14 protein-coding genes are annotated in these 16000 nt (G+C 61.8%); 4 read left to right on the plus strand and 10 right to left on the minus strand.

Annotation, left to right across the window (positions count from 1 at the left end; translation table 11 throughout):
• Window positions 1-57: 57 nt before the first annotated feature.
• Window positions 58-1011, minus strand: a complete 954-nt coding sequence (locus ON753_RS00215; protein ID WP_265960537.1) for a Bug family tripartite tricarboxylate transporter substrate binding protein — start codon at window positions 1009-1011, stop codon at window positions 58-60.
• Between the two features lie 90 nt (window positions 1012-1101).
• Between ON753_RS00215 and ON753_RS00220 the strand changes: the two genes are divergently transcribed.
• The 3 genes from ON753_RS00220 to ON753_RS00230 are packed head-to-tail and all read left to right on the plus strand — an operon-like array spanning window position 1102 to window position 3889.
• Window positions 1102-1602 carry a MarR family winged helix-turn-helix transcriptional regulator gene (locus ON753_RS00220; protein WP_265960538.1) on the plus strand — a complete coding sequence of 167 codons (501 nt, stop codon included), beginning with the start codon at window positions 1102-1104 and terminating at the stop codon, window positions 1600-1602.
• Window positions 1602-3035, plus strand: coding sequence for a sulfatase family protein (locus ON753_RS00225; protein ID WP_265960539.1), 1434 nt, complete (start codon window positions 1602-1604; stop codon window positions 3033-3035). The genes ON753_RS00220 and ON753_RS00225 overlap by 1 nt, the downstream gene beginning before the upstream one ends.
• On the plus strand, window positions 3032-3889 hold the full coding sequence (locus tag ON753_RS00230; RefSeq protein ID WP_265960540.1) for an MBL fold metallo-hydrolase: 858 nt from the start codon (window positions 3032-3034) through the stop codon (window positions 3887-3889). Before ON753_RS00225 ends, ON753_RS00230 begins: the two co-directional genes overlap by 4 nt.
• 202 nt (window positions 3890-4091) lie before the next feature.
• Here ON753_RS00230 and ON753_RS00235 read toward each other — a convergent pair whose 3' ends face one another.
• Both ON753_RS00235 and ON753_RS00240 read right to left on the minus strand, forming a co-directional pair.
• On the minus strand, window positions 4092-5720 hold the full coding sequence (locus ON753_RS00235) for a thiamine pyrophosphate-binding protein (protein WP_265960541.1): 1629 nt from the start codon (window positions 5718-5720) through the stop codon (window positions 4092-4094).
• 141 nt (window positions 5721-5861) lie between these two features.
• Entirely contained in the window at window positions 5862-7319 is a 1458-nt protein-coding gene (locus tag ON753_RS00240; RefSeq protein WP_265960542.1) for an FAD-binding oxidoreductase, read from the minus strand.
• Window positions 7320-7464: 145 nt separating this feature from the next.
• Here ON753_RS00240 and ON753_RS00245 point away from each other — a divergent pair, with 145 nt between their 5' ends.
• Window positions 7465-8160, plus strand: a complete 696-nt coding sequence (locus tag ON753_RS00245; RefSeq protein ID WP_265960543.1) for a GntR family transcriptional regulator — start codon at window positions 7465-7467, stop codon at window positions 8158-8160.
• A gap of 314 nt (window positions 8161-8474) precedes the next feature.
• Here the strand turns inward: ON753_RS00245 and ON753_RS00250 are convergent, their stop codons facing one another.
• From ON753_RS00250 to ON753_RS00280, 7 genes are all read right to left on the minus strand, one after another.
• The gene (locus ON753_RS00250; RefSeq protein WP_265960544.1) at window positions 8475-9365 is read right to left on the minus strand and encodes a 2-hydroxy-3-oxopropionate reductase; all 891 of its coding nucleotides are present in this window, start codon (window positions 9363-9365) and stop codon (window positions 8475-8477) included.
• Window positions 9366-9425: 60 nt separating this feature from the next.
• Window positions 9426-10418 carry a D-2-hydroxyacid dehydrogenase gene (locus ON753_RS00255; RefSeq protein WP_265960545.1) on the minus strand — a complete coding sequence of 331 codons (993 nt, stop codon included), beginning with the start codon at window positions 10416-10418 and terminating at the stop codon, window positions 9426-9428.
• Between the two features lie 579 nt (window positions 10419-10997).
• Window positions 10998-11738, minus strand: coding sequence for a GntR family transcriptional regulator (locus ON753_RS00260; protein ID WP_265960546.1), 741 nt, complete (start codon window positions 11736-11738; stop codon window positions 10998-11000).
• Window positions 11739-11920: 182 nt separating this feature from the next.
• Window positions 11921-12988 (minus strand): DUF475 domain-containing protein, encoded by a 1068-nt coding sequence (locus ON753_RS00265; RefSeq protein ID WP_265960547.1) that lies wholly within the window; start codon window positions 12986-12988, stop codon window positions 11921-11923.
• A complete protein-coding gene (locus ON753_RS00270; protein ID WP_265960548.1) occupies window positions 12978-13724 on the minus strand; it encodes a ribonuclease activity regulator RraA in 747 nt (248 codons plus the stop codon). The genes ON753_RS00265 and ON753_RS00270 overlap by 11 nt, the downstream gene beginning before the upstream one ends.
• 29 nt (window positions 13725-13753) lie before the next feature.
• On the minus strand, window positions 13754-14782 hold the full coding sequence (locus ON753_RS00275) for a lactonase family protein (protein WP_265960549.1): 1029 nt from the start codon (window positions 14780-14782) through the stop codon (window positions 13754-13756).
• 9 nt (window positions 14783-14791) lie between these two features.
• The gene (locus ON753_RS00280; protein WP_265960550.1) at window positions 14792-16000 is read right to left on the minus strand and encodes a mandelate racemase/muconate lactonizing enzyme family protein; all 1209 of its coding nucleotides are present in this window, start codon (window positions 15998-16000) and stop codon (window positions 14792-14794) included.

Below are 16000 nucleotides of genomic sequence, written 5' to 3' on the forward strand. Positions count from 1 at the left end.
CCGGGCTTTCTGCCGGAGAGCAATCGGCCCCCGCCATGCGGCAGGGTCCGGTTTCGGTTACTTGGACGCGGCCTCGAGCAGCTCTCCTGCCTGCTCGTACTCGGCGGCGATCAACTCCGACAGTTCGTCACCTGTGATCACGATGGGCTTGTCGAAGGCATTGCTGATCATGAGATTCGCCTTGCCGCCCTCCTGAGTGACCACCGTTTCGATCGCCGCAGCGATCGCGTTCCGGGCTTCGTCCGGCATCCCGGCCGGGCCGATGAAGGCAAAATAGCCGTCGGCGTGGAATTCGACGCCCAGGTCCGCGAGCCTCGGTGCGTCCGGGCTCTGCTCCAGCGGCGACGAGAGGCCGGAGGCGAGGTTGACGAGATCTCCGGCCGCGACACCCTTGGACTGGATTCCGGCCATGAAGCCCAGATCCATGTCGCCGGCATTGACGCCGTCCATCACCGCCCGGCCGCCTCGGACCTGGATGATGTTGAAGTCGACACCCTGCGCCTGGCCGAGCAGATAGGCGAGGTCCGCAAGCTTCGCGCTCATGACCCCGAACCGCACGTCCTCGCCGGATTTTGCAGCCTCGACCACATCGGAGAAGGTCTCCCAGCCTTTTTCCGTGCGCGAGACGATGCCCATCTGGAATCCGGCCGTGGTGGCGATCGGTGTGAAATCCTCGGGCGTCATACCCGCGTCGGCTGCGTGCATGTTGTAGCCCAACGTTTCGGTCACAACCATGCCGATGACGCTGCCATCCGCCGGCTCGTCCTTGATCGCATTGGCCAGGTTCAGCCCGCCCTTGCCTGTGACCTGCTCGGGGATGAAGCTCCAGCCGTACCTGGCCTCCAATTCCTCCGCGATCAGCCGGGCCTGGGTGTCCGCCCCGCCGCCAGCGGCGAAGGCCACCATCAGCTTGATCGGTCCCGGCGGGGTCCAGTCTTCCTGCGCAACCGCGCCGCTGGCCAGTCCGGTCAGCCCGATAGCCGCCAGCGCGGCTTTGATTATCCGTTTCATTGTGCTCCTCCCTGATTGCTTCCGAAGTGAGCCATAAATTTGTTGACTGGTCAACAAAAAAAGTTGACCAGTCAACTAAATGCCGCCAGAATGGACCCCATGGACGAACCAGTGATTAATGCGAATGAGCCTTGGGACGCGCAGGACGACCTGCCGTTGAACCGATTCCTGACCTATCGTCTCTCGCGCGTGCAGGCGAAGCTCAACGCACAGTCCACGCGGCTCCTGCACCGGCAAGCGGGGCTCGGTGTCACCCAATGGCGGATCATCGCGCATCTCGGAAATGCCGATGGACCGGTGCGGGCCTCTGAGATCAAGAGATTTGCCGCGATCGACAAGGGCCTTTTCAGCCGCAAGCTCAAGGAGCTGGTGGAAGATGACCTCGTCGCGACAGGCCAGGATCCGCACGACCAGCGGGTGCAGAAGCTGCATCTCACCGAAAAGGGTCGACGGCTCTACGAATCCACTCTCCCGGTCATGCAGGCGCGGCAGAGATCGCTGAGGCGCCAATTCGACGCCGAGGAGCTGCGCGTTCTTTTCACGGCCCTCGACAAGCTGGAAGAAGCGGCAGAATTAACGGAGTTCGAATAATGACCGGACGCAACCTTCTCGTCATTATGTCCGACGAGCACCAGGCGCGGGCAATGGGGTGCGCGGGACATCCCTTTGTGCAAACGCCCAATCTCGACGCCCTGGCCGCGCGCGGGGTGCGGTTCGCCGACGCCTATACGCCGTCACCCATCTGCGTCCCTGCGCGCGCCTCCTTTGCCACCGGCCGTTACGTCCACCGCACCCGGCTCTGGGACAACGCCACGCCCTATGACGGCGCCATCCCCGGATGGGGCCACGCGCTGCAGGGGGCTGGCGTGCCCGTCGAATCGATTGGCAAGCTGCACTACCGGTCCGAGGAGGACCCGGCCGGCTTCGATGTCGAGCATATTCCCATGAACGTCGTCGGCGGACACGGCATGGTGTGGGCCTCCATCCGCAAGGAGGACGAGCGCGTGACGCAGGATTCGCGGATGCTGGGCGACTATATCGGCCCGGGCACCAGCAAATACACCGAGTACGATGCCGAAGTGACGCGACGCACGGGCGACTGGCTCTCCGACCGCGCGCGTTCGGAAGATGACCGGCCCTGGTGCCTCTATGTCGGGCTCGTTGCGCCGCATTTTCCGCTGATCGTCCCGCAGGAATTCTACGATCTCTACCCGCTTGACTCGCTGCCCCCGGCCAAACTCCATCCCCGCGACGGCCATCCCCGGCACCCCTGGGTCGAGAAGCAGAACGCGATGATGGACTCCGAGGCCAAGTTCCACGACGAAGCGGAGCGTCTCCGCGCCATGGCGAGCTATTACGGCCTGACGTCCTGGCTCGACCATAATATCGGGCAGATACTCGCCGCGCTGGAAGCGGCCGGCCTCGTCCAGGACACCACGGTCGTCTACACGTCCGATCACGGCGACAATGTCGGCGCCCGCGGCCTCTGGGGGAAGTCCAACCTCTATCAGGAGAGCGTCGCCGTGCCGCTCATCATGGCCGGCCCCGGCGTCGCGCCCGGCATCTGCAACACTCCGGTCAGCCTGCTCGACCTTTCGGCGACGATTCCGGCGCATTTCGGCCTGGACTTCGCCTGTGACGGCGCCCCGCTGCCTGCCATCGCGGATGCGCCGGAGGATTCCGACCGGACGGTCTTCAGCGAGTATCACGCCGCGGGATCGGTCTCCGGCGCGTTCATGCTGCGCAAGGGCCGCTGGAAACTGAACTACTATATTGGCTTTGAGTCCGAGCTTTTCGACCTCGTGGCCGATCCCGAGGAAAGCGTGAACCTCGCCCCTGACCCGGCCCATGCCGCCACGCTCTGCGCTTTGGAAGAGGAGCTGCGCCAAATCGTCGACCCGGAGGTCGTGAACGCCCAGGCCTTTGCCGACCAGGAGGCGCTGGTCCGCCGTTATGGCGGACGCGATGCGGCGCTCCGGCTCGGCGCGCCCGGCGCCACGCCGCCGCCCAATGTCGCCCAATGAGACTCACGATCCTGGGATCCGGTTCGCCCGAGGCCTATGCCAGGCGTGCCTCTTCCGGATATTTGCTGGAAGCTGGCGATGACGTGATCCTGTTCGATTGCGGCGGCGGGGTGTTTGACAACCTGGTGCGCACCGGGCGGAAGCCTTCCGATGTCACACATCTCTTCTTCACCCACCTGCACAGCGACCACATGATGGACTACGCCCGGCTGGTCCATGCCGCCTGGGACGAGGGCGGCGCGCCCCTCCGCGTCTTCGGCCCGCCGCCGATCGCCCGGATCACCGAACAGTATTTCGGCGCCGAAGGAGTCCTGTCGCACGATCTCCGCGCTCGAACCAGGTTCCTGCCGAGCCAGGAGGTCTGGAAAGCGCGCGGCGGCACCCTGCCCCGGCCCTGGCCCGCTCCCGAAGTGACGGAGATCCGGCCCGGCTTCGTCTTCGAAGGCGACGGCTGGCGACTGACGTCCTGCGAGGTCCCCCATGCCCAGCCACACCTGGTTTGCATGGGTTTCCGCGTCGACCGGGACGGGGCGAGCTTCGTCTATTCCGGCGATGCCGGTGCCTGCGACGCCCTGACCTCGATCTGTACCGGGGCCGACCTGCTGCTGCACTGGTGCTACCGGCTTGACGGCGAGCAGGCGCATCCGGCGATGATCCCCCTGACCCCGGCTCCGAGCGAGATCGGGCGTATGGCGGAGGCTGCCGGGGTGAAGCGCTTGGTGCTGACGCATTTCCGCGTGCACATGGACGGCGATGGCATCCACGACAAGGTCTTGGCCGACTTGGACACGGTATTCTCCGGTCCGGCTGAAATCGCCGAGGACCTAAAGACGATCACGATCTCTGGGGTGTAGGCAAACCTGGACAGTGAACGGCTTCATGCTCCTTGAAACGCCGTGCCGGCAGCTACGCCGCTACTCTCCGGCTGGACTGACATTTTCTGTTGCTCCCGAATCCAGCGCCGATCTTTTGGGGCGACCAGTCGCTGGGGAAATCGGAATGCAACAGGTTCGAGGTGCGGAAAGACCATACTGATTGGCCGGAGAAGGCGAGATTTCACATTCGCATCCGTGGGACGTTGTTCGGGTCCAGTTTCAGCTCCACGACAATCGCGCCTTTCCGGGCGCGGATTGCCTCTATTGCAACTTCCAGATCCTCGGGCGACGTCACTTCCAGACCTTCTCCGCCCAGTGATCTGGCCATTTCGGCGAAAGACGGCCAGGTGAATTCCGTCAGCGAAGGATCCATCTGACGGTCCAGCAATTGGACATGTTCGGCCCCATAGGCGGAGTCATTGCAGACGATGACGATCAAATCGCAGTTCGTTCGCACGGCGGTGTTGAATTCGTTCAGGCCGCCCATCATGAAACCGCCGTCCCCGGTGAACAGCACGACCGGGCGTGTCGGTGCGCCATGGGCGGCGCCGATTGCCTGTTGCATACCCTGACCAATGGCCGCGAAATTGTCGCTCATGTGGAAACTGTTGGGATCGGGAACGGCCACGCGGCACCAGACCTCAGTGATGAACCGCCCGCCATCGGTGAGCATGATCCGGTTCTCGGGGAGGGTTTCGTTCAGACGGTCGAGGGCGTATTCAAAGTTGATGCAGCCACTGGTGGACTTCTTCGGGTCGCCCCTGGGATGCGCCGAAACATCCCCGGGCGGCAATTCACTCGCGAATCCCGAAGGTGGAATTTCGGCTTCGTCCAGCCAATAGAGGATGTTGTCGGCGGTCTGCCCGGCGTCCGCGACCAGAACGGCGTCGGGGTAGTAGAATGCGCCGATGTCGGACGGGCTGTTATTGACCTGAATGACGCGCTTCCCCTTGAGCAACTCGCCTCGATCCGTGGTGAGGAAATGCAGCCATGCGCCAAAGGCGATGACGCAATCGGCGGCGGCGATGACGTCATAGGCGGCCGCGGTGCTCAGCGTGCCGAAAAAGCCGATATTGTTGGGATGACCCGAGAAGAGCCCGGTGCCTTTCAGCGTGGTGGCGAGCGGTGCATCCAGTCTCTCGGCCAGCGCGATGAGCTTGTTCCTGGCGGAAACCGCCCCCGCGCCTGCCAGGATCAATGGCCGTTTTGCCGAGGCGATCATTCCGATAGCCGCTTCATGCACCGGACCTTCTGTCACGACGGTCAGCGTCTCCGGAGGAGGCAAGACAATGGTTTGATGTTTGACCTCCGCCCACATGAAGTCGGACGGGATATTCACGACGATGGGACGTCTTTCCTTGCGGGCGCGGTAAAAGGCATTTGCGACATTCCGCGACGCCGTTTCCGGAGATTGCACCTGCTCGAAGCCGGCGCCCGTGGCCTTGACGATTTCTCTCTGGTCGATGTTCTGGGGGTGAAACGGGGCGGTGACAGGCGTATCGCCGCACAAGAGAACCATCGGGCGGCGGGCAACCACCCCTTCGCGCAAGGCGGTGAAGCAGTTGGTCAGGCCGGGACCCTGGGTCACCGTCGCGACCCCGACGTCTCCAGTAACCTGTGTGTAGGCTTGGGCCATCAGGACAGCGCCGCCTTCATGGACGGCGGCAACCAGGGTTCCGCCGCATCCGTTGACAAAGTGATTTGCCATGAAAAGATTGGCGTCCCCCACCAATCCGAACATGGTCCCGATGCCGTGATCGCGCACCGCTTGCGCGATGGATTGGTGCATGTACTCTTTCTGATCTGACATCGTCTGTTCCTTCAAAACCTCTCCAGGACGCTTGCAGCCTGGCCCCGGACTCGGTTTCCTCCAGGCATTGGCTGGCGTGGAGCGTTTCTTCCCTCACGAGATGCCGCAGAGAACCTTCAAAGCAGTTGCTGGACCTCCGGATCAAACCGGCGGCAGGAGCTTGCCGGGATTCATCGTGTTGGACGGATCGAGCGCCCTCTTGATGGCGTGCATGGCCGCCAATTGCGTCTGCTCTTTCAATGCGGCCATCACCGGCAGTTTGCTCTGCCCGATCCCGTGCTCGGCGCTGAACGATCCGTTCAGTCTGGTCAGCAGGGCGAAAACCTTTTGCTTGGCGCCTTCTAGCGGCAATTCCTCCCAAACACGTCCTTCGGCTGCGGAAAGAGCATAATGGAGATTGCCGTCGCCGAGATGCCCGACCGTCAAAGGTTGAAATCCAAGCTGCGCCATCTGGGCGTCCATTTCATTCACGTAGGGCGCTATCTGAGCCAGCGGCAGTGAAATATCCAGATGATAAGCCGGGCCGGACTCGGTGATCGCCTCGAGGATCGATTCTCGCATTCGCCACAAATCGTTGCGTTGCTGCTCCGACTGGGCCACCATGACATCCAGGACAAGCCCCTCTTCCATGCAGTCTGCCAGCAGTTCCATCACGTCCGAATTCAAGCGGATGCTGCCGTCTTCCATTTCTTCCGCGTCAGCGGGACGGGACGAGGCGACTTCGACCAGGATGCCGGTCTCGGCCGGGTTTTCCAGTGGGCTGCGGATGTCCGGAAACACTTTCCTTATGACATCCACGGCTGGTTGCGGCATGTATTCGAAGGCTTCGACGCCTCCTCCGGTGTGATCCTGAAGGCGGTTCAGCACCGCGATTGCGGACTCGAGCGAGGCGGCCGACAGGAACACCGTCGCGCGGGCGCTCGGCGCCGGGAACAGCTTGAAGACGGCGGCCGTGATGATCCCCAGCGTACCTTCCGCACCGATCAGAAGATCCTTGAGATCATACCCCGTGTTGTCCTTCCGAAGGCCCGTCAGCGCATTGATCACCGACCCGTCCGGCATCACGGCCTCGATCCCAAGGCACAGCTCGCGGGTCGTGCCATAGCGGACAACGTTAGACCCGCCGGCATTCGTCGAAAGGTTGCCGCCGATGGTGCAACTGCCCTTGGCGCCGAACATGAGAGGAAAGATCAGCCCGTTGGTCAGAGCCGCATCTTGCAAAGTTTCGAGAACGACGCCGGCCTCGGCAACGACGGTCCGGCCGGTTTCGTCGAGGGACCGGATGGCGTTCATGCGCGTCAAGGACACAATGACCGACGGATCACCCGCCACCGGAACGCCTCCGCCACACAGGCCGGTCCGGCCGCCTTGCGGGACAACCGCGATGTTGTGCGCGCTGCAGATCCTGACGACCTCGGCAACTTCATCGGTCGAGCCGGGACGAACAACGGCGAGGGCCTCCGAGGAGAATTGCCTGGTCCAGTCCGTCAAATAGGCGGCAGCTTCATTTAGAGAGGTCAGAACATTGGCTTCACCCACGACCTCTCGAAGCGCGTTCACGATGCTTGTCGGACCCTTGATCGGCGTGTCTGCAGTCAATTCAACGCTCCATATCCCGATACCAACATAGGCCTACCATCTACCATGGTAGTTTTTCAGTCAAGTACCATACAGTATGTAACATGTCAGCTTGACTCCCAATTTTGCTTCGAATATTCCTTGGCTAAAGACGGATCATTATACGATGCAGCCAATTGACCATCCCAAGTCGCTCTTGGAAGTGACCGCTGAAAAGATCCGTGACGCCATCATTTCCGGTGAACTGCCGTTGGGTTCGAAGCTCTCGGAACAACGCCTTGCCGACGCCCTTGGTGTCAGCCGCTCACCCGTGCGGGACGCTTTGGCCGCATTGCAGTCGGAAGGGTTGGTGACGATCTCGCCAAAGCGGGGAACGTTTGTATTTACCCCCGATTTGCGCATCGTTGATGAGCTTTGCGAGCACCGCGCAATCATAGAGACCGCGGCCCTGCGCCTGGGCATCGAACGCAATCATGATGGCCTGATGCTGGGGCTGGAGAGGTCCTGCGCCGCAATGCAGCGCGCCGTAGATGCGAACGACACTCTGGGCTATACGCTGGGCGACTATCATTTTCACAATGCGATTGTTGAGAGCCCGGGAAACCGGTCGATCGTCAGAACGTACGATAGCATGATGTCACCGCTCAAGGCGCTGCGCACCCACCTCTTTATCTTCATGAAAGAAAAAGCGGCGCGCTCCATGAGCGAACACATCTCGATCATCGAAGCCTGCCGCGTGAAGGATACAGGCCTGGCGGTTTCTTGCCTTGGTGAACATATCGGGCATCTCGCCGATGCCTATCGCGCGAAGATATCTTGCGAGGAGCCAGGCAAAGAGATGCGTGCTGTCGAGCATATGTGAGCTCTCTACCAGCGGCAGACCACTCACCTGTTGATTATGGGATGGCCCATCCTTCGGCGGACGTCGATAACGATGTCCGTGTATTGAAGGTGAGGAGCAGAGCCAAAGACCTGGACATTGCTATCAAGGAGATCCTGGCGACGCAAAGCCGCAACCGATGATGGGATGCAGAAACGTGCACATCTCACGGAACTCGACCTTGCCAAAATGCTCAAAGTCTCCCGCTCTCCCATTCGGAGCCCACTTCGGCATGACGTTAATCGATTTCACTTCCGTATAAGACCGCAGCTCTTCCCGTCCCTCTTCCCGGCAAGTTATTCCCGGCCTGTCCCGATCTCATGCGAGGCCATCGTCTCCAGTGCCTTCACCAGCGCCGAGTGGTCCAATTCTCCATGTCCCTGCGCTGCACAGGAATTGAAGAGTTCCTGACAAAGGGCCGTAGAGGGCAACGACATTCGAAATGACCTTGCTGTTGAAAGTGCATTATTGATGTCTTTCTGATGAAGCGAAATACGGAAACCCGGATCAAATGTCCGGTTGATCATGCGCTCACCGTGCAGTTCCAGGATTTTGGAAGAGGCAAATCCGCCCATAAGGGCGTCGCGGACCTTGGCCGGATCGGCACCCGCCCGGGAGGCAAATAGAAGGCCTTCAGCGACGGCTTCGATCGTGAGGGCCACGATTATCTGATTGGCGATCTTTGCGGTTTGGCCATCCCCCACTCCGCCTACCAGATTGATGTTTTTGCCCATATGCCGGAAAATCGGAAGCACTTGGTCAAAGACTTCGCTGGTTCCACCGACCATGATCGAAAGAGTGCCGGCGCGCGCGCCAGCTTCACCGCCGGATACCGGTGCATCAAGGTAGGCACAACCTTGCTCGACGATCCGGTTGGCAAAATCCTTTGTGGCAACCGGTGATATGGAGCTCATGTCGACCACGGTCTTGCCGGAAGTAAGTCCCTCCGCAACGCCCTCGGGGCCGAACAAAACGGCCTCCACGTCCGGCGTGTCGGGCAGCATGAGGATGATCACCTGCGCTGCTTTCGCCACCTCTGCCGGCGTTCCGGTGGGAATCCCTCCCTTCTCGACGAGATGCTGCGAGGTGTCCTTGACGCGATGCAGGAAGACCTCGTGCCCTGCTTCGATCAAGTGTTGCGCCATCGGCTGCCCCATGACACCCAGACCGATAAAGCCGATATTCATGTCGATTACATCCTCTTTGTAGGTTGAATACTTGCAGGTCGAAGCCAGTCGGCCGCCGTGTCAGCCTTTCGACCACAGGTCCTCTTCGCTGATCCGGTTGAGCATCTCCCGGCCGACACGATAGCGGTGCAGGTTGTCGACGATCATGTTCAGCGAGCGTTCGGCCCGGTCCGGCAGAGCAGCGGTGAAATGCGGCGTGATGAGAAGATTGGGCGTGTCCCACAGCGGATGATCCGTGGGCAGCGGCTCCGGCGTTGTGACATCGATCCCGGCGCCGGCAATGCGCCCCTCCCTCAAGGCCTCAACCAGGGCGTCCTGATCGATCACGGCACCTCGCGACAGGTTCACAAGGACGGCGGAGCGTTTCATTCGGGCCAGTTGCCCGGCCCCGATCAGGTGATGCGTGGCATCGGATAAATTGATGACCAGGGCGACGATATCAGCCTGATCGAGGATGTCGTCGATTCCCTCGCCAAGATCGCTGCAATACATCCTGTCGACGCCATCCGGCGTCGGCTCATCGCGGCGCCGGTAGCCCAGGACCTTCATATCGAACGCCTTCGCCCGCACCGCCAGGGCCTTGCCGGTATGTCCCATGCCGATGATTGCCATTGTGCGGCCGGACAGCGCGCGCAGGTCCGCCATTTCAGGAACACGCCGCCATTCGTGTCGCTTCTGCGCCTCATAGAAATCCGGGTAACGCGAGCACAGCAGGAGCGAGAACATCATCACATGCTCGGCCAGGGCTGGGCCGGAGCGCCCCGCGGACCCGGTGACGATCAGGCCTTTCTCGAAAACTTCCGGCCGCGCCGATTTGGTCAGCCCGGCGTGGTCGCAATGAACCCACTTGAGACCGGGTGCGTTGACGAAGCGCTCATCGAGATCTCCTTTCAGAATGGCGATCTCCGCCACCTCCAGGGCCGCAGCAACCGCTGCGTCGTCACCGGTATCGACCTTGATGACGCGGCCTGGCGGCAAAGCCGCCTCCAGGCGGGCCCACTGGTCCGCATCAAAGGGAAGGTCGCTGGAAACGATGGTTGCCGTGTCTGTCATGCGTCGCGCTGTCCTGTCTTGCCCCGCATCACATCGGACACGGCCATTTTCGCCGAACGGTCGTCGCAGGCCTTAAAGCCCGGACTGCCAAGTCCCGGCATCGACCTTCCGGATTGCGCAGTCCTTGCTGGCCGCGCCGTCCGCTAATTTCGCACATTATTTATATATCATAATGTGCGATTCTCAAGTGAAGAACAAGCCGTGGGGTCCGTTATCGCAATCGGATCGCCTTGAAACCGTCCGCACAACCCCAACACCCAGTGCCCTGCCGCGCTCAGGACATTGCCGGCGATGCCAGTATCGGAACTTTATAAAACAAGACAGGCCCCCGGGGCGGGCCGCGCCGGATGGACCATGGGGTGGGGATCCATAAAATGGAACGGATTGACCTTTTCGAGCGGAGCGTGTTCCAAGCGCGCAGGCGCAGGAAGGCCAGCCGGTTTTCAGGTCTTCGCAACAAAGGAGACAGTTAGCTCCAGACCGATCCCAAGGAGGTCAGAAGGGCGAGGGCCGTGGGCTTTAACGCAGCCACTCGGAGCCGCTTTGACGCCACTGCGTTCAATCTTGCGGCTCTGTAGTCTATGCCGGTTTCTTGAGGCGCTTCCTGCGCAGACGATCCTGAAAGGCGGCCTGGGTGTTCACGAGGTGCTCCTCAATGGCGCGAGCGGCCTCTTCCGTTTCTCCGTTTTCCACCGCCTCGACAATGCGCCAGTGTTCCGCAACGGATCGGCGCATCTGGGCAAGGTTCAGCGGATCGGACTTCGACAGCGCCTGCAGCCATCGGTCATGTTTTCGGATGATCGCCACGGCTTCGCTGTTGAAGTGATGGTCCACGATGAAATCGTGAAACGCGACGTTGGCCTTGTGATACGCGGCATAGTCGCCATTCTGCACCGCTGTTTCGCAGTCTTCCTGATGGCGGCGCAGTTCGGCAATGTCGTCCGGGGTCGCGAAATCAACGAAGGATTTGACGATATAGGCCCAAAGGATGATCTTCAGGTCGAAGACATTCTGAAGCATGTCCTCGTTGATTTCGCGTACGCTGGCACCGCGGTTGGGCGTGATGGTGACGAGGCCCTCGCCCTCGAGCACCTGAAGCGCCTCGCGCGCAGGGTTGGTGCTGGTCCCATACCGCTTGGCAATATCGGACACTTTCAGCCGGGCTCCCGCCTTCACCCGCCCATCAAAGATCTCTTCCCGGATCAGGTGGGCCAAGCGGCTGTACCCTGGTTCACGAACCTTCTTGGGCTTCGGCCGGGCCTTTGAATTTCCCTGCGGGCTCTTGGCGATCTGATCCATCATCTTCCTCTTGTCGGACACGCGCGCTCCGTCCGGAGCCTCGTACGGCCCATGCGGGTCCGAGTAACTTGCGTGGAACTAGCTATAGCGAAGATAGTATACCATTACTGAAAATTCACACACAAAGCGCGCCGAACGAGTTCTTGAGGTTGTTGCCCCCAAGTCGCCTGTTTGCAGCTCAACGCGCACAGACGCGGCAACTTTCAAGCCGTTGCCGCGCAGTTGCGACGGACGGACGACCAGAATGCAAGGCCGATCATCGTCACGCCACCCAGCCCCGTCACGATTTCAGGGACATGGACGATCGATTGCACGAACATGATGATCGACAGCACGATGATCGCATAGAAGGCGCCATGCTCCAGATAGCAGTATTGTTTCAAGGTGCCGCGCTCGACCAGCATGATCGTCATCGAGCGCACATACATGGCGCCGATCCCGAGGCCGATGGCGATAACCAGCAGGTTCTGCGACAGCGCGAATGCCCCGATCACGCCATCGAAGGAGAAAGACGCATCGAGCACTTCCAGATAGAGAAACGCACCCAGCCCGCCCTTCGCCGCCCCCTCAAGCGCAGCACTCGAACTGTCGAGCAACGCCCCCAGCACTTCAACCACGAGGAAGGTGAGCAGACCCCAGATCGCCGAACCGAAGAACACGTCGGAATCGTCGGCGGTTGCCTGCAGCGAGGCAAAGACGAGGATGAGGACCAGCACGATCATGATCTCGAAACCGCGAATGCCGGCGGCATTGGCCATTCTGGCCTCAATCCAACGCACCCAATGTTCATCCTTCTCCCTGTCGAAGAAGAAGCTGAGGCCGACCATCATCAGGAACGCACCGCCAAAGGCGGCGATGGACAGATGCGCGCCATGCATGATGCGGGCATATTCGCCAGGCTCCGCAAGAGCCAGCATGAGCGCCTGCCATGGACCGATCTGCGCGGCGAGAGCGACAATCGCGAGCGGGAAGACGATCCGCATTCCAAAGACTGCGATGAGAATGCCCCAGGTCAGAAACCTCCGCTGCCATTTCGGCGTCATTGACTTGAGCTTGTTGGCGTTGACGATCGCATTGTCGAAGGACAGGCTGATCTCCAGCACGGCAAGCACCGCACAGATGAAAAAGATCATGAGGGTGCCGCGTATCGTGCCGGTTGCGTTCCAGCCGACGACCGCACCAAGTAGCAGGCCGAGGGCCGTGATGATGAAGGACCAGCGAAAATGGTGAAGAACGGTGCCGCCGGGCTGCCGCGCGGTGTCAACGCTCATCTTGCTTGATCCGGTGGTAGAAATACGAGCTGTCCTTGGCCGCGAGCCATGCCTCGTAAGCGGAACGGTTTTCGTCCCTTGTGCAAGGATAGAGGCCGATGATCGTTGCCCCCTGCCCCACGCGCTCGGCAACGAAGTCCTCGAAGGCGGTCATCTCGATGCACTCGTCTGCGATCTCGTCCGCGATCTCGGACGGCACCACGATCACGTTGTCCGCGTCCCCGACGAGGACATCGCCGGGAAACACCGGCGCGTCCCCGCAGCCGATCGGTTCGTTGATGGCGATGGCCTCGTTGTTGGTAAGGTTCGTCGGGCTCGAGGGGCGCGTGTGATAGGCCGGGATGTCGAGGCCGGCAATCGTGGCAGCGTCGCGAAACCCGCCATCCGTCACCACTCCTGCCCCGCCGCGCTTCATCAGCCGGGTTATGAGGATATCGCCGGCAGACGCCGCCTCGGCCTGCTTTCGGCTGTCCATGACCAGCACATGGCCCTCGGGACAGGTTTCGATAGCGACACGCTGCAGGTGCTCGGGATTGCGAAACACGTCGATCTGATTGCGGTCTTCGCGCGCGGGCATGTAGCGCAGCGTGAAGGCAGGGCCGACCATGTTGCGGCCCTTCCATCCGATGGGCCGGACGCCCTGGATCACCTGGTGGCGCAGGCCGCGCTTGAAGAGAGCCGTGGCAATCGTCGCGACCGATATATGCATGAACTTTTCGCGGGTGCGCTCTTTCATCGTCGTTTCCTTGATCTTGGGTGAAAGTCTCAGAGCGCTGCCGCCAGAACCCAGCTTGGCTGGGCGCCTGCATGGAGCCGGGACACGGCATCGAGCGCGCCGTCCGGCTGGATCCGGTAGGTCCGGGCTTCGCCGCTCTTTTCGCCGAGCACGATCATGTGGCGGCCAGAAGCGTCGAAATCGAAGGCCCGCGGACATTCCGGTGCCGGTTCAGCGCCTATCAATTGCATCTCTCCGCTGGGGCCGAGGCGGTATGCGAAAATCTGTGAGGTTTGGCGCTCTGATGCGTAGAGGACGTGTTCGTCCGGCCCGAGCCGCAGCTCCGAGGCCCAGGCTTTTTCGCCCTCGGGCAGCAGAGCGACGCGCTCCCGGATCGCCAGTGCTCCGGTATGCGGATCGACATCGAGACGCGTCAGCGTGCCCGCGAATTCCGAAAGCAGATAGGCCCGGCTCCCATCAGCCGTAAAGACGATATGCCGTGGCCCCGAGCCCGCGGGCACATCCAGCCGGGCGAGCGGGCTCAGATCGTTGCGGCCGGCATCGAACCTGTAGGTCTGGACGCAGTCCCCCCGCAGGCTGGTGGCATAGACCAGCCCGTTCGGCGCCTCGACAAGGCAATGGGCATGCATGGCATCCCGCGTCATGATCGGCTCGCCCGCCGTTCCGTCGTCCCCGATCGGACTGATGGCGATCGTGCTGCCCGTGTAGGACGAGGTCAGCAAGCGCCGGCCGCAGGATGACACCATGGCGTAGCACATGCTGGCCGGCAGGCTGGCCTGGCCGAGGCAGTTCAGCCGGCGCGCGTTTCCGTCGACGGCAAAGCTGAACAGCCGATAGGGCTCACCGCGCCAGGCCACATAGATCCACCGCCCGTCTTCACTGGCCGCCATGGGCACTCCCCCGCAGCCGCCGACGACACCCGGCAGGGGCTGCCGGTCGACGAGGACAAGCTCTCCGGTCGACGGATCAAGTTCGCAAAGCACAAGCACCGCCTCGCCCGGGGTCGAAATGACCACGCGGCGGCCGTCCGGCGGGCGCTTTGTGTCAGTGTCGAGCAAGACGCGCCCCTATCTCTCGTCGGTCCGTTTGAGCCTCAGTCGGGCACGGCGGCGCAGTCGGGTCTGGAAATAGACGCATTCGCCCACGGTTCCCGGCTCGTAGGCGTTCGCGTTTGCCGGCATGTCCGCCACATTGCGATTGCTCGGATACTTCTCGATCTCTTCCTCGACCAGTTCCACGCCCAGGCCCGGCGCGTCGGGAACGCGCAAGGTGCCTTTTTCGGACGTCAGGGCCGGCGAGACGACCTCGTAGCGGCCCGGCCAGTCGAACTCGACACGCTCGAGCATCAAAACATTAGGGATGGTGGCCAGAACATGCAGGGCCGCAAACTCTGCCACCGGACCGAGCGAGCCGGAATGCGGCGCCATGGTGATGTAGTGAGCCTCGGCCATTGCCGCCATCTTGCGCATCTGGGTGATGCCCCCGGCACGACCGGTGTCCGGCTGGATCACATCCACCAGTTCGCGCTCGACATAGGGGCGGATACCCCAGATCGTGCTGACCCGCTCGCCCGCCGCCAGCGGAATGTCGACCGCGTCGCGCACCCGCTGCAAGGCATCCAGGTTCTCCGGCGCGACCGGGTCCTCGTAGAACAGCAGATCCAGCTTCTCCAGCTCGCGCCCGACGAGGATCGCGTCGCCGGCTGTCATCCAGGACGGCCCATGGGCATCGACCATCAGGTCGACCTCCGGACCGACCGTGTCGCGGATCGACGACACCAGATCGAGATCCACACCACCGGTGAAGCCGACCTTCACCGCGCTGTAGCCTCGCTCCATCAGTTCACGCGCCCGTTCCGGCGTCTTGGCATGTCCGTAGACGGGAATCGTGTCGCGGAACTTGCCGCCCAGCAGGTTCCAGATCGGCTGGCCGAGCACCTTGCCCTTGATGTCCCAAAGTGCCATCTCGATGCCGGTCAGGGCTCCGCCGCCAACCGTGCCGGTCATGCCGTGCCCCATCGCTCCCACATAGAGGCGGTGCCACAGCCGGTCGATGTCGCGCGGGTCTTCACCGATGAGGATGGTGGCAAAGTCCTGCACCGCCCGCTCGATCACGCGCGGCCAGCCCGAGCATTCCCCGATACCGCAAACGCCTTCGTCCGTTTCGATTTTCACGAACAACCAGTTGCGCGAGCCGCGGAACGATCCGTCTCCGGCAGGCAGGCCCGGACGTGAGCCGACCTGCATCAGGTAAGTCTTGATTTCGGTTATCTTCAC

Source organism: Roseibium salinum (genome assembly GCF_026240905.1).
Taxonomy (GTDB): Bacteria; Pseudomonadota; Alphaproteobacteria; order Rhizobiales; family Stappiaceae; genus Roseibium; species Roseibium salinum.